The sequence below is a fragment of the Candidatus Poribacteria bacterium genome, assembly GCA_026706025.1.
Taxonomy (GTDB): domain Bacteria; phylum Poribacteria; class WGA-4E; order WGA-4E; family WGA-3G; genus WGA-3G.
In genome coordinates, this window is record JAPOZO010000059.1 from 116,969 (window position 1) to 131,503 (window position 14,535).

Annotated in this window: 13 protein-coding genes; all 13 read right to left on the bottom strand. The window is 47.0% G+C overall.

Features of this window, described 5'->3' with window-relative positions:
* Window positions 1–13: 13 nt before the first annotated feature.
* Complete coding sequence (locus OXH00_14155) at window positions 14–1,447, bottom strand: NADH-quinone oxidoreductase subunit N (protein ID MCY3742153.1); 1,434 nt, start codon at window positions 1,445–1,447, stop codon at window positions 14–16.
* Window positions 1,448–1,608: 161 nt separating this feature from the next.
* Window positions 1,609–3,108, bottom strand: a complete 1,500-nt coding sequence (locus OXH00_14160) for a sodium:proton antiporter (protein ID MCY3742154.1) — start codon at window positions 3,106–3,108, stop codon at window positions 1,609–1,611.
* Window positions 3,109–4,677 carry an NADH-quinone oxidoreductase subunit M gene (locus tag OXH00_14165; protein ID MCY3742155.1) on the bottom strand — a complete coding sequence of 523 codons (1,569 nt, stop codon included), beginning with the start codon at window positions 4,675–4,677 and terminating at the stop codon, window positions 3,109–3,111.
* Window positions 4,678–4,734: 57 nt separating this feature from the next.
* Entirely contained in the window at window positions 4,735–5,058 is a 324-nt protein-coding gene (locus OXH00_14170) for a DUF5069 domain-containing protein (protein ID MCY3742156.1), read from the bottom strand.
* Window positions 5,059–5,345: 287 nt separating this feature from the next.
* A complete protein-coding gene (nuoL, locus tag OXH00_14175; protein MCY3742157.1) occupies window positions 5,346–7,244 on the bottom strand; it encodes an NADH-quinone oxidoreductase subunit L in 1,899 nt (632 codons plus the stop codon).
* A gap of 189 nt (window positions 7,245–7,433) precedes the next feature.
* Window positions 7,434–7,733: an NADH-quinone oxidoreductase subunit NuoK gene (gene nuoK, locus OXH00_14180; protein MCY3742158.1), complete on the bottom strand. Its 300-nt coding sequence runs from the start codon at window positions 7,731–7,733 to the stop codon at window positions 7,434–7,436.
* A gap of 113 nt (window positions 7,734–7,846) precedes the next feature.
* Window positions 7,847–8,374 carry an NADH-quinone oxidoreductase subunit J gene (locus OXH00_14185; protein ID MCY3742159.1) on the bottom strand — a complete coding sequence of 176 codons (528 nt, stop codon included), beginning with the start codon at window positions 8,372–8,374 and terminating at the stop codon, window positions 7,847–7,849.
* A 10-nt stretch (window positions 8,375–8,384) separates the two neighbouring features.
* Complete coding sequence (nuoH, locus tag OXH00_14190; GenBank protein ID MCY3742160.1) at window positions 8,385–9,575, bottom strand: NADH-quinone oxidoreductase subunit NuoH; 1,191 nt, start codon at window positions 9,573–9,575, stop codon at window positions 8,385–8,387.
* Between the two features lie 37 nt (window positions 9,576–9,612).
* Window positions 9,613–11,262: a molybdopterin-dependent oxidoreductase gene (locus tag OXH00_14195; protein MCY3742161.1), complete on the bottom strand. Its 1,650-nt coding sequence runs from the start codon at window positions 11,260–11,262 to the stop codon at window positions 9,613–9,615.
* Between the two features lie 128 nt (window positions 11,263–11,390).
* Window positions 11,391–12,866, bottom strand: a complete 1,476-nt coding sequence (nuoF, locus tag OXH00_14200; GenBank protein MCY3742162.1) for an NADH-quinone oxidoreductase subunit NuoF — start codon at window positions 12,864–12,866, stop codon at window positions 11,391–11,393.
* 41 nt (window positions 12,867–12,907) lie between these two features.
* Window positions 12,908–13,432 (bottom strand): NAD(P)H-dependent oxidoreductase subunit E, encoded by a 525-nt coding sequence (locus OXH00_14205; protein MCY3742163.1) that lies wholly within the window; start codon window positions 13,430–13,432, stop codon window positions 12,908–12,910.
* Window positions 13,433–13,892: 460 nt separating this feature from the next.
* Complete coding sequence (locus OXH00_14210; protein ID MCY3742164.1) at window positions 13,893–14,207, bottom strand: hypothetical protein; 315 nt, start codon at window positions 14,205–14,207, stop codon at window positions 13,893–13,895.
* A 79-nt stretch (window positions 14,208–14,286) separates the two neighbouring features.
* Window positions 14,287–14,466, bottom strand: a complete 180-nt coding sequence (locus OXH00_14215) for a type II toxin-antitoxin system HicB family antitoxin (GenBank protein ID MCY3742165.1) — start codon at window positions 14,464–14,466, stop codon at window positions 14,287–14,289.
* Between the last annotated feature and the right edge of the window lie 69 nt (window positions 14,467–14,535).

Here is a 14,535-nt window from a genome sequence, read left to right on the forward strand (position 1 = left end):
CCTCATAAAGTGATTAAAAAACGGAATTCTGTGCTGGCGTGAGCATGAGCGATGGCAGAATACCGATAAGTAAAACACCAACCACAGCGAGGATTAACCCGATCACTAAAGTTGAGGCATAAGGACTGAACTCCAACTCCTCCTCTGGTTCACGCATATACATCGTTACAACGACACGCAGGTAATAGAACGCTGATATTGCGGTGTTGATAGCACCGATAATAACGAGCCAGATATGGCCTGCGCCAACTGCGGCCTTGAAGATATAGAATTTTCCGAAAAACCCTGCAGTCGGTGGAAAACCGGCGAGCGACAAAAGCATTATCATCATAAACATAGCGAGTAACGGCTTTCGGGTTCCAAGCCCTGCGTAATCAGAAATCATGAGGCTCTCGCCATCTTCTGTTTTTGCCAAGATAACCGCGCCGAACGCGCCGATGTTCATTACACAATAAATCAGAAGGTAGAACATCGCGCTCGAAATGCCGTCGTTATTTGCAGCGGCTAAGCCTATCAGGACGTACCCGGCGTGTGCGATACTCGAATACGCCAGCATCCGTTTGATATTTGTTTGCGCGATGGCGATGACATTCCCGACCGTCATTGTCAACATCGCTAATAGGATGAGAACACCGCTCCATTCAACCTGCAAGTTAGGTAACGCTTCCATGAAGATTCTGAGGAACGCTGCAAAGCCAGCCGCTTTTGGTCCTGCGGAGATAAAGGCTGCAATCGTTGTAGGTGCACCTTCATAAACATCTGGTGCCCATTGGTGGAACGGAACAATAGCGACTTTAAATCCGAACCCAACGACAAGGAGAAACATCCCTGCTAACAGTAGTGGCGATTTGTTTTCTGCGGTAATCGCTTCAGCAATTGCGGGTATACTTGTCGTTCCGGCGCCACCGTAAATTAGCGCGATTCCATAGAGGAAGAACGCACTCGCGAACGCGCCAAGCAACAGGTATTTCATCCCCGCTTCGCTTGAAGCAGGACTCTCTCGGAAATAACCCGCCAACACATATAACGATAACGACATCAGCTCCAAGCCGAGGAAAACGATAATCAACTCATTACCTGCGGCCATCAACATCATGCCGAGCGTTGCCAGCAGGATAAGCAGATAGTAAGGTCCCTGCTTCCTGTCGCCTCTATCCAAATAACTCATCGAGATCAATACAACCAAAATTGTTGAAACGAGGAAGATAATGTTGAAGAACAGGGAGAAACTATCCACCTTGAACATTTCGTTGAACTGGATGCCCACCGTACCTGCCTGATGCATCTGGATGGAGACCCATAGGGCAATCCCAGCACCAACGATCGTCATCCAACCGAGGACCGTTTTGGAAATAGCATCAAAAAGGTCAAAGACGAGGACAATGATCAAAGTTAAGGCGATAACCAGTTCCGGCATTAGTAATTGCCAGTTAATCTCTATTGGCATTTTTTAATTTCCTTTTTTTATAGTTTTCAGTTTTCAGTCGTCAGTTGTCGGTTAAGAGGTTGTCTGTAACAATCCACCGTTTGCTGTAATATTCCAAGCGTAGGTAAATTGTTACAAAATGGGCTCTTCACTGAAAACTGATAACCGATAACTGATAACCATTACAGGAACACAAGTGTTACAACCACAAAGAGCGGGAATAAGATTGCTACTGACCAGAGCATATACCCGAAGAAGCTTGGCATGCGGATACCGCTTTGTTCGGCGATGGCTTTCACCATGAAGTTCGGTGCGTTGCCGATATAGGTATTGGCCCCCATAAAAACTGCTCCGACGGAAATAGCCACCAACAATCTGACAAACTCTTGATGCGACTGATTCGCTAATTGATCATATGGCATAGACAAAATTTCCGGCACGATGGCTTCAGTGAGATGCAATTTTCCAAGTGCGGTATTGAAGAATGTCAAATATGTTGGTGCGTTGTCCAAAAAACTCGACAAGACCCCGGTAATCCAGAAATAGTGGTAGGGTTGTTGCATAGCCCCAATTAAGCCTGCAAGGGCACCTTCCTCTCCTGCCTTTAGGATTGCCAATGCTGGAATGATTGTCATAAAAATTCCGGCGAAAACTTTTGCGACTTCTTCAATCGGCTCCCATGAAAATTCGTTGGATTGACGTAATTCGCCGCTGAAGGGTGTATATTTAAGTGACAGTAGCCCCATAACAACAATCAATGCTTCACGCGCGATATTTTGCCAATACACATGAACGCCAAGGATGTTGACTTCTCCCCACTTGAAAGTCCCGCTCATAAGAACGGCAGCGATGATACCGAACAGGAAGACGAGGTTGAAAAGGCCCTCTACGCGAACAGGTTCGTTGGTTCCATCGTCTGGTACCACGCCTCCTTCCCGTTTAAACATCAACGTATCAAATATAAAGAACAGAATAAGCAAAACCACGCTTATAAGTAACATGTGCGGAAATAATGCTGTAGTTGTCCAGAAGAACGGTACGCCGCGGAGGAACCCGAGGAATAGCGGCGGGTCTCCTATTGGCGTTAAAGAACCACCGATGTTACTTACGAGAAAGATGAAAAAGACAATTAGATGAACCTTATTCTTTCGATATGCATTTGCTCGGATTAAAGGACGGATTAGGAGCATTGATGCGCCCGTAGTCCCGACCCATGATGCGATCACTGTGCCAATTAACAGTAAGAATGTATTGAGTATGGGTGTGCCACGCAACGTGCCACGTACGAGGATCCCACCTGCGACTGTAAACAATCCCCACAAAAGCAGGATGAACGGGATATAGTCTAACAGATAGATGTGCAGGATGTCGTAAAAAGCCGCGCCTCGGAAAGCAATGAGATATGGGATAGCGAAGGCTGATGCCCATACCAAAGACATTTTCCCCCCGTGGTGGACGAGAAAGTGCGAATCAAACACAAGAGGGAAGATCGCAATGGATAGCAAAATACCAACGAAAGGAATAATACTCCAGATAGGTAATTTCGCGCCATCTACGCCATGCCCGTGATGTGCGCCTTCGTCGCCGTGTGCGTCATCTGCCCCGAAGGCCTCCATTGAAACCGAAAGGGCAAGCCCAATAATTACACAAATAATCAGACAAGATACCAATTTGAACTTCACTTACTTCGTCTCTGCCTCCTTTTGACGCTTTTCATGCTGTGTGTGCTGCGTTCCCTGTAGTGCGAGTTTCGGATCTCGCGGTCTCTGTTTTTCCAATTGTCCCATAGCAGGTTCCGTAGTCTGCACTTTCGTCACAACAATCCCTACAGATTTTTCCATTTTACTCAGGAAAGGCTTCGGGTAAACACCAATCCAGACGATGAACAGCAGAATCGGAAGCATTACGACGATTTCACGAGCGTTCAAGTCCGGTAGGTTTTCATTTGTTTTATCGAGTGTTCCAAACATCACCCGCTGGAACATCCAGAGCATATACACGGCAGCGAGGATCACACCTGCGGTAGCGAAAACGACGTGTACTTTAGAGAAAGCCCCCTCAACAAAACTGCCGAGCAGTATCATATATTCACCGACGAATCCGTTTAAACCCGGTAATCCAATCGATGACAAGGTTACAATCATAAAAATTACGGCGAAGATCGGCATCCGCTTTGATAAGCCGCCGAAATCAACAATCATTCTGCTATGCCGTCGCTCATAAATCATGCCGACTAAAAGGAATAAAGCGCCTGTACTTAAGCCGTGATTAATCATTTGCAACATGCTTCCCTGAAGCCCCGCGGCACTTTGTGAAAAGAGCCCTAACACGACAAAACCGAGGTGACTGACACTGGAGTATGCGACCAGTTTTTTGAGATCCGGCTGTACCATTGCCACCAATGCGCCATAGATGATACCGATGACAGCAAGTGTAACGATCAAGGGTGTAAACTTTTCTGCTGCATCAGGAAAGAGTGGCAGACAAAATCGGATGATTCCGTAGGTTCCCATCTTTAGTAGGACACCGGCAAGAATGACGCTTCCGACGGTCGGTGCCTCAACGTGTGCATCTGGAAGCCATGTATGGAATGGGAACAGCGGTACTTTAATAGCAAACGCGATAAAAAACGCGAGGAATAGTAGATCCGAATGTTCAAAGGGCCCACTTAGCGTTGTTAGGTCAAAACTATTACCGTTCTGAAAATAGAGTGCTAAAATCCCGACCAACATGAGTGCGCTGCCCGCCATCGTATAGAGAACGAACTTGATAGTCGCGTAGATCCGACGCTCTCCGCCCCAAATACCGATGAGGAAGTACATCGGAATCAGCATTGACTCCCAAAACACGAAGAAGAGGAACAGATCGAGGGAACAAAAAACCCCCAACATCCCCGTTTCGAGTGCGAGGAGCGACATCATAAAGCCGCTCAATCCTTTCTCAATCGAATCCCATGCGGCGAGAATACACACGGGTGTTAGGAATGTCGTCAGCAACACCAACCACAGCGAAATACCGTCGATGCCAATATGGTAGCTTATACCTAAGCTGGTAATCCAGTTTTCTTGCGTAACATATTGGAATGTGCCAGTATCTGCGTTAAACCCGGTGTAAAGCCCTAACGAGATAACAAAGGTGATAAGTCCAATGCCAAGTGCGATGCCTTTGACAGCGGTAGCTCCCAAGCCTCTGAGCAACGCAATTGCTATCACACCGAGCAGTGGTAAAAAAATGACTATTGAAAGTAACAAGGAACCCTCCTTGGAAATAGTTGTCAGTTGTCAATTAGCAGTTAGCAGAGGAATAGATTACGTTCTGAAGAAATTCTTCCACCACCACCTTTCACCTTGGAGCCAAGAACGTCTACGGTTTTCTGCTTGCTGAGCCAATTGTCGGCGGCGTTTTGCAAACTCGTCCTGAGGCATTTTGTTCTGCCACCAAGCTTTCATCTTACGATTAAACTTTGATACTTCCTCAGATGACCGCTCACAGTTGTCCAGAATCCATGCCCCCAATTTAACATCATGGTCAATCCGCACTGCGGCTTCCTGAAAAGCTTCCGCTGAAATGCTGAGAAAGGCTAAAATTGCTGTATCTTGTTCAGAATCAGCACCGTATTTATAGCTTCCGATTTCTCCAGCGTGGGCAGCGCGCTTTATCTGTCAATCTTGCGACCCCGCAGATGCCTGCAACCTCTTTGCTGAGAAGATCCCGTGGTCGAAAATTATTCTGCTTCATCTGCTTCCTCCATCACGGATTGTCTAATTTTCCGAATCTTCTTTTTCAAGTCCGGTGCCCCTTCCGAGTAACGGGTGGGAAGGAAACCTCGGCTTTCGGTTCCAAACGGCACCTACCGGGCCTGGAGATCTAAAATCAACACAAGAAATTTATATGACACGAGCACCTACTACCCATTGACTTAAGCGAAAAATAGGTAATATGCGAGAAATATCACAATTCCGAGAACCATCGAAACAATATAGACTTGGACGAGACCGGTTTGGAGTCGCCGCAACAATCCACCGAGGAACCGGATAATAGCAGCCACACCGTTGACAATTCCGTCAATAATGCCGTTATCCACCAGTTTCCATAACAGAAAATGGGAGCCGTTTTTAACGGGTTGCACGATGAGTGCGTTGTATACCTCATCAATATAGTACTTGTTCGCGAGCAGTTTATGTAATGCCCCGGTAGGTTCATCGGACGGGACTCGTTTGCTATAACGCGTCCATGCGAAGGCAATACCCGCCAAACCGACAACCGATGAAATTACCATAAACAAAACGACATTGCCTGATGCTTCACCGTGTGCTTCCGAGGCAAACCCTTCAACCGATTTTGTGAAGTGGTGGAACCAACTTTCATGTCCACCCCAACCTAATAATAAGCCGATCAGGGCAGAGGGGATCGCCAGAATCGCTAACGGCACCCACATAACAGATGGTGATTCGTGCAGATGTGAAGCAACTTCGGGTTCAACGCGAGATTCGCCATAAAACGTCACGAAGATGAGACGGAACATATAAAAGGCTGTCAGGAATGCTGTGACTAACCCGATCCCGTAAATTAACGGGGAACTTCCCCACGCGCTGTGTAGGATTTCGTCTTTGCTCCAGAAACCACTCAGAAACGGAAACCCGGCAATGGCAAGGGCACCCACTAAAAAGGTCCAGTGCGTAATCGGCATCTTCGATTTTAATCCGCCCATCTTCCGCATATCCAACTCATTCGCCATAGCATGCATCACACTACCGGCGGTTAGGAACATCAGTCCCTTAAAGAAGGCGTGGGTTACCAAATGGAAGATTCCAGAAGCATAAGCCCCGACACCAACACCGAGGAACATGTATCCGAGTTGGCTGACAGTAGAATACGCAAGGATGCGTTTGATGTCGTTCTGTGTGAGTGCAATTGTAGCGGCAAAGAGTGCCGTTAAAACGCCGATCCATGCGACGATTTCCCCCGTATGGGCAATGTTATAAAGGACAGCGGAACGCGCTATCATATACACACCAGCTGTTACCATCGTCGCAGCGTGAATCAAGGCACTGACAGGTGTGGGACCCTCCATCGCATCGGGGAGCCATACATAGAGCGGGATTTGTGCCGATTTACCTATTGCCCCAACAAAGAGTAGCAATGTCGCCACCACGAGGGTGCTGGCACCAAAAACCTTCTGAAAATTATCTGCCTCGGCGGCATCAAATATAGTCCCAAAATCAAGGGTTCCGAACGCCGCAAATAAGGTGAACATTCCAAGCAGGAAACCGAAATCGCCAATTCGGTTCACGATGAATGCCTTTTTCCCAGCATCCGTCGCCGACTGTTTGTCATACCAGAACCCGATCAACAGATAAGAGCAGAGCCCAACGCCTTCCCACCCGACAAACATCATCAGGTAGTTGTTACCGAGGACGAGGATGAGCATTGCGAAAACAAACAGGTTCAGGTAGGCAAAATAGCGTGTATAGCCTTCATCGCCGTGCATGTAGCCGATCGAATAGACGTGGATGAGGAAACCGACACCTGTAATAACCAACAACATTACTGCTGTTAGGGCATCCACGCGGAATCCGATATTGAAAGCGAACCCTTCGCCTGCAATCCATTCATATAATGTTTCATCAAGCGGGGCAGCACCGCCGTTCAAACTGGTAAAGGCGATAATTGAACAGACTAAGGAGACCAGCACCGCAAGCGCGCCTATCGATCCGCTGAGTTTCTCGTTACCTTTTAGCCATTTTCCGAATAACCCGTTAATCAGAAACCCAACAAGGGGGGCAACTAACAGGACAACAATTAATTCTTTCGACATAATTTTAACGATTGAGTTTTCGCTCCCTTTTGGCGTAAGCTTGCAAGCCAAAACTTGCTGTTAAAAGCTCCGTTGTCAAAATCGGGTTTTTGCTCCATTTCAACAACGTTAGTTACGATTAAATTGTTCTAAAGAACAAGTGAATAGGAACGGTCGTTTTACATATAGTGACCAAATCAAAAATCCTTGCTAACCTTTTAATGAATTAACTTCGTCCACGTTAATTGTCTGCCGATGCTTGAAAACACTAACAATAATTGCAAGACCGATAGCAACCTCAGCAGCAGCGACGGTCATTACAAAGAAAACAAACACCTGTCCGGTTGCCTCGCCGAGACTACGGCTGATTGCCACAAAGGCAAGGTTCGCCGCATTCAGCATCAATTCAATACACATAAAGATGATAATAGCGTTCCTGCGAATGAGCACCCCGATGACTCCGGTTGTGAAAAGGAGTGCGCTTAAAACAAGGTAATATTCTAATGCCATAAATAGTTGTCAGTTGTCAGTTGTCAGTTGTCAGTTGTCAGTTAAAGAGGATTGTGATATAACCAAGGCACCTCTTACCTGATAACTGATAACCGATAACTGTTAACTACTCCTTAGTTTTCTTCTTGGTTTCCACGTTTTACCAAGACAATAACACCAATCAATGCCGCCAGCAAAATAAGTGAGGTAACCTCAAAAGGTAAGAGGTACTTGCTGAACAAGAGCTCGCCAATTTGATAAGTGGTTGTCGTCACCGATTCCGTAGCGGGTTCTGCGGATGCCACCGCTGTATCGTTCAGAGCATTTACTGCGATATAGATGCCTTCGGCAGCAAAGAGGATGCCTAAGATGATTGCGAACGCTTTCAGTTTGCCTGACATTGCGCCTTTCACTGAAAGCGTTCCAAGGTTCAGGAGCATAATCACGAACAGGAAAAGCACCATAATGGCACCTGCATAGACAATTACCTGTGCAGCTGCAACGAAGTGCGCGCCTAATAACACAAACAGTCCTGCCTGTGCGAAAAACGTTATGATAAGCGAGAGCGCGCTATAAATCGGATGTCGAAACGAGATAACGGCAATCGCACCAATCAGCGCGACAGCCCCAAAGAGAATAAATAGAATCTGTTCTGGATTCATTCGCGTCCTCCTACTCTATAGCGTCTAATGCGCTGGGTGTAACGTGCTGGTCGTTATTCCGTATTGCTGGTTCAGGTGTTTTGTTCATAACCAGCAGCCCTGCCACAATCGATACAACAATAAACGCCGCAACGACATTGCCAATCCCGACAACCAAACGAGAGCCTGTCATTATCCATAGGGTACCGGTTACGACGATGGAAGTCAATGCGACGGGTAACAGAAATTTCCAACCGAAGTTCATGAGCTGATCGTATCGGAATCGTGGGAGTGTCCAGCGTACCCAGATAAACACGAAAAGGAAAATGGCTGTTTTGACGAAGAAGATACCAAACGAGATAAGCCCGCTCCATACGGGACCGCCGACATTTTCTAAGCCGAAGAAATGCCACCCTCCCAAGAAGAGGGTCACCGTCACAGCGGAGCCGACAATCATGTTCATGTATTCCGCCATAAAAAACATCGCGAATTTCATGCTGCTGTATTCGGTGTGATACCCTGCGACGAGTTCCTGCTCGGCTTCTGCGAGGTCAAAAGGTAAGCGATTCGTTTCCGCATACATCGCAGTTGTAAACGCGAGAAACGCGGGGAAGTGAATGAGGAAGTTCCATTGCCACGGATATGCGCCTTGTTCTATGGCGATCGCCCGAAGACTGAGCGAACTTGTCAGCATCAGGATGCCGATGATTCCGAGTCCGAGTGTTAGTTCGTAACTAATCATCTGCGCCGATGAACGTAAACCGCCTAAAAGCGAATACTTGTTATTCGATGCCCAGGCCCCGAGTACAACGCCGTAAACACCGAGAGACGTAATCGCTAAGATATATAGAATCCCTATATTGATGTCCGCAATCTGGAGCGGTATCTCGTAGCCAAACAGTGTGATAGCACTCCCAAATGGTACGACAGCAACCGTAATAAGTGCTGGAACTAATAGCATCGCGGGTGCGAGTACGTAAAGCGGCTTATCCACATGATCCGGGATGAGATCTTCCTTAAACAGGAACTTAAGCCCATCTGCGACAGGTTGGAGCAGCCCTTGCGGCCCCACACGATTCGGTCCCAATCGATCCTGCATCCATCCGCTCACCCGGCGTTCCGACCAGATCATTAACATCACACCTATAAGCAACATGTGGACAATGATGAGAATTTTAACAACAGAACTGAGGATTAAAACGAGAAGCGGCATATTCTCCATAGTTTCTCCTTCTTGATAGCTTCTAAAGGCTACAGGCTTAAGCTAACTTAATTCCCGCATCCCCAATATTTTGATGTGTTGCGTCCGCATAGCCTTGCACACTCTCTGCAATTGCTATAGCAATTTCACCAGAGAAACGATAGTTCATCTCACCGCCTAACTGGTTAGCAAGTTGCTGTGTGATCTCCCAGTCCACACGTGCTTCGCCCGGCGGATCAATCGTCTTACGAATTCGTTGTACCCAGCCCGTTGAATTGGTGAAGGTCCCGTCTTTCTCAGCGAAAGTTGTTCCCGGCAACACCACATCGGCCAATTGCGTAACCTCTGACGGCAAAACGTCTTGCACGATAAGGAACTCAACACTTTCTAAAGCGGCTTTCTCTGACTCCTCAAGCGGACGTTCTGGAGCCCCGCTAACGAGATAGACGACTTTCGCGCCTGAGATCTTCTCCCAAAGTGCATCGCCTTCCAAAACAACGTTCCCGTTCGCAGAACCGAGTATCGTTCGCGCCCCTGCCGTATTCGGATTCTTGTCGGCTTCAATTGTAAATTGTGGGAATTTATGTTCTTCACCGAGTAACTGCCCGAAGAGTCCTAACTGCGTTGTCTGCAGCACGTCGTGTGCGAACTGCTGTAAAACGTAGTTGTCTTCATTTGTGGCTTGTGCAGAACCGATAACAACAATGTCCTCAGCCTCTATTTCCGATAACTGCTCCTGAATCACGGTTAGCGCATCCGCCCAATGTGTTGGTGTAAGTTCGTCATCCACGCGTTTCAGCGGAAGTTGGAGGCGATCATCGCTGTTCACATAGTGATACCCAAGACGACCGTCGTCACACATCCAATGTTGGTTAATATCCTCATGGAAGCGCGGCTTGAGTCTGTAAACACCATCGGCTTTATATTCTACGGTGATATTACAACCGACACTGCATCCTGAGCAGACACTGTTCGCCTTCTCCATAAACCATGGACGCGACTTGAACAAGAAGTCCTTGCTAATCAATGCGCCGACGGGACAGATGTCAACAACATTTCCTGCGAGTTTATTATCAAGTAGCTGAATGGGAGTTCCCTCGTGGCTTCTCGGAATATCAATTTCATCGTGGGAACCGCGGTTAATTAAGCCTAATTCACCGGTTCCGGAAACCTCGTCGGCAAATCGGATACACCGAGTGCAGACGACACAACGCGTTGAATAGAGCAGGACATCGGGTCCGAGGTCTTTTTTGGGTGGAACATTTTTGACTTCAAGGTAGCGACTCTTATCGCTTCCGTGCCGATAGGAGTAGTCCTGCAAATCGCATTCGCCAGCCTGATCACAGACGGGGCAATCCAGCGGATGATGCACAAGCAGGAACTCCAGTATGTCCTCGCGTGCCTTTTTGACGCGCGGGCTGTCTGTGTAGACGATAAAGTCGTACTTCCCGTCAAGTTTCCTATCTGGCGGTGCTGTTCTTAACACCGTCGTGCATCCGGTTGCGAGCTGCCGGTCCGGGACGATCGCGCCAGCGGGTGGGAAGAACACGTGTGGCTCAACGAGGCACATCCTGCAATTTGCGGGACGGGTCAATCCAGGATGATAACAGTAGTGAGGCACTTCAATACCGTGTTGCCTTGCTGCCTCGACTACATTCGTTCCATCTTCAACCTCTATCTCAAGGTCATTCAATTTAACAAATGCCATATTTTTAACTTTCCTTGGGAATGGTTATCAGTTTTCAGTTGTCAGTTATCGGTTAAGAGGTTTTCGTTTAACAAAGGTTTCCTCCTGTAACCGAGAACCGACAACCGACAACCATTAAGAAATCAGTCCTACAGGTCAGCAAACTCCTTTGGAACAAACCGCTGTTGATAGGCGTAATTTTCTTCCGGTGGAACTGTCGCTTCAGCGACAGGCAGCGTGACGAGCTTTCCTTCTCGAATAGCGGCTTCAAATTCGGGTCTGAACTTGCGCATATAACTCACAGCGGGCCATGAGACAGCAATACCAAAGACGCAGATCGTATTCCATGTCATCGTATCCACATTCGCGATGTTGTTAGCGACGCTTTCGAGTAGATCCAAGTCTTCATAGATTTCTTCTGTTTCGCCGGTATCGCCCCATCTGCCCCCTTCAGCGACACCGAATTTGGGTCGTGTGATAGTGTCTTTTCGTCCGTTTCCGTCGGCAATACGTTGAACAATATCACGCACCCACGGTGTGCCCCATCTGCACGGCGTGCACTGCCCGCACGACTCATGCGCGTAGAATTTCATGATATTGAGCAAGCAGTCAACGATATTCCGGGTCTCATTCATAACGATAATACCACCGGACCCGAGCATTGACTTTGCGAGTGTAAGAGAGGTAAAATCAAGCCGCGTGTCCAATTCATAGTGCGTTAAGATCGGTGCGGAACTACCGCCAGGGATTACCGCTTTAACCTCTTCGCCGCGTAAACCGCCTGCGACTTCAATGAGCTCGGTGCATGTCAAGCCAAGATCAAGTTCATAAACCCCCGGCTCGTTGACATCGCCGCTGATGCAATAGAGTTTCGTGCCTGTGTTGGGATCCGGTGTCGGCGGATCAGACCGTGTATCGGCATACGTCGGTCCCATTTGGGTGTACCATTCAACGCCGTTTCCGACAATAAACGGTAGGTTACACAACGTCTCCACATTCTGTACGACGGTGGGTTTCATGAACACACCTTCCACAGCAGGGAACGGCGGTTTGTTGCGGGGTTGCCCGCGTTTGCCTTCAAGCGACTCAATCAAACCTGTCTCTTCGCCACAGATATAGGCACCGGCACCCGGATGCGAATAGATGTCAACATTGAGCCCTGTGCCGCGAATGTCTTTGCCGAGGTATCCCTTCTCATAAGCCTCTTTGATGGCGGCATCCAACATTTTCTTTCCGAGTGTAAATTCACCCCGAATATAGACATAAGTCGTCTCAATGCCCATCGCATAACAACAGATCAGGATACCTTCAATCAATAGATGTGGATTCTTCTCCAAGACATAACGGTTACTAAACGTTCCTGGTTCACTTTCGTCAGCGTTGCAACAGAGGTAACACGGCTTTATATCTCTTGGGACAAAACTCCACTTCAAACCCGTTGAGAACCCGGCACCGCCTCTGCCCTTCAACCCGGAATCCATCACCATTTTAGCAATATCTTCTGGTTGATATTCTGCGATTGCCTTTTCAAAACGGGTGTAGCCGTCATATTGTCGAAAGACATCAAACGTGTTAATATCAGGCACATCCAAATGCTCGTAGAGAATCCTTCTTTCTTCGACCATACTCTCTCCTCTACAAATTGTCTACTTTAGTATAGCAAGTTTTAGCTTGCAAGCTTCGCTAAAAGTTCATCAACCTTTTCCGGGGTTAAATTTTTATACAGATCGTCATTAATCATGATAACAGGTGCGACATCACACGAAGCGAGGCATTCTACTTTCATGAGTGTGAACTTACCGTCAGCCGTTGTACCTTTAGCGAGATTTGTTTCGGAAGCAATATCCGTGTCGAGTTTTGCTTTGAGATGGTCGAGCACCACTTTACAATCCCGCAATGCACAAGGTAATGTATGGCATACGCGAATGACGTACTCGCCTACCGGTTCTTCAAAGAACATCGGATAGAACGTGACGACATCCTTAACTTTCATCACGGTGACTTCAAGTTGTTCAGCAACATATTTCATGACAGCAGGCGTAATATAGCCTACCTGCTTTTGTGCGAGATGTAGTGTCGGCAGCATTGCTGCTTCTTTAATCGGATATCGCCCTATCAACTCGTCGAATTCACGTTGATTTTCTTCGTTAAACACGAAAGGCGTTTCAATTTGAATGAGTTCATCTGACATCTATATTTTCCTTATTTCGCCCGCCAAGTTAGTCATTTGTCACGTTTTCTACCATCCACCACGGGAATTTAAAAAACTGTGGACAGCAAAACCCATAAAAAGTAATCCTGTTATCAAAAACACTAAAAACAAACCTAAACCACCTTCAACGGCAATAGCAGGGCTAAGTAGGAAAGCAAATAAAAGCATACCACACCCCATACCGCCTTGGAAAAACGTCCGCACGGCATATGTCCCAGGGTCGGGTTTACTTCTCGGTCCCCTCCAAGGTGTTTTCGTTTTCGGAGGTGTGACATTTTCAATCGCTTTTACCTCCCGAATTCGAGCCTTTTCGAGTGCCCGCTGTTTCCGCCCAGATAAATTCCGCGTAGATGCCTTTTTTCGATAGGATTTTCTTCGACTGTGGTTTCGAGTTTTTATCTGTAGCATTCCTTAGAGGCTACAACGGCTGTTCTAATACCTATGCTATCGCTTGTAGTTTCCGCTCACACTTCTCTAGTCTCACTCGCAGGAATAAACGTTCCCCTTCAACAAGTCTATACCTACCATGTTCCAATCTTTCTATTTGATAATGATTGTTGACCAGATCGTTTAGTGTAGCATTCACTGTTGCTCGAACAGTACTATTATTAGGAAACATTTCTTGTAGCCTGGGTTCAAAACGATAAAGTTCATTCCGTTCAAACTCTATTGAACCTGATAAATTATTTACCAACAATTCAACGATACAGTCCCCAACTACAGGTCGCCAACTGAATCGATCTTGGTTATTCATTATGGAAACACCTTCTTTTAGTAGTACGGGAGTTGATGTCCCTCACAAGACAAATAGTAAGCGTTGGGTTTCACTGCGTTCAACCCAACCTACTTGCTGAAGTGTTAACATCTACGGATAAATATCCTTCAATTGCTTCATAAATGTTTTCAAGTAATTCTTCAAAAGTGTCGCCTTGTGTGGCACAACCAGCGAGTGATGGCACTTCCGCCCAATATCCGCCTTCCTCAGCTTTGTGGATAACAACTTTTAGTTTCATGGAATTTAAGCCTACCCTTTCAAAATTGCTTTATCCAGTTTCAAATTATCCTGTCGTATTTGTGGACTA

Excerpts from the sequence above, each read along its gene's own strand:
- OXH00_14155 (MCY3742153.1), bottom strand. The coding sequence starts at position 1,447 with ATGCCAATAGAGATTAACTGGCAATTACTAATGCCGGAACTGGTTATC.
- nuoL (MCY3742157.1), bottom strand. The coding sequence starts at position 7,244 with ATGTCGAAAGAATTAATTGTTGTCCTGTTAGTTGCCCCCCTTGTTGGG.
- nuoK (MCY3742158.1), bottom strand. The coding sequence starts at position 7,733 with ATGGCATTAGAATATTACCTTGTTTTAAGCGCACTCCTTTTCACAACC.
- OXH00_14185 (MCY3742159.1), bottom strand. The coding sequence starts at position 8,374 with ATGAATCCAGAACAGATTCTATTTATTCTCTTTGGGGCTGTCGCGCTG.
- nuoH (MCY3742160.1), bottom strand. The coding sequence starts at position 9,575 with ATGGAGAATATGCCGCTTCTCGTTTTAATCCTCAGTTCTGTTGTTAAA.
- OXH00_14195 (MCY3742161.1), bottom strand. The coding sequence starts at position 11,262 with ATGGCATTTGTTAAATTGAATGACCTTGAGATAGAGGTTGAAGATGGA.
- nuoF (MCY3742162.1), bottom strand. The coding sequence starts at position 12,866 with ATGGTCGAAGAAAGAAGGATTCTCTACGAGCATTTGGATGTGCCTGAT.
- OXH00_14205 (MCY3742163.1), bottom strand. The coding sequence starts at position 13,432 with ATGTCAGATGAACTCATTCAAATTGAAACGCCTTTCGTGTTTAACGAA.
- OXH00_14210 (MCY3742164.1), bottom strand. The coding sequence starts at position 14,207 with ATGAATAACCAAGATCGATTCAGTTGGCGACCTGTAGTTGGGGACTGT.
- OXH00_14215 (MCY3742165.1), bottom strand. The coding sequence starts at position 14,466 with ATGAAACTAAAAGTTGTTATCCACAAAGCTGAGGAAGGCGGATATTGG.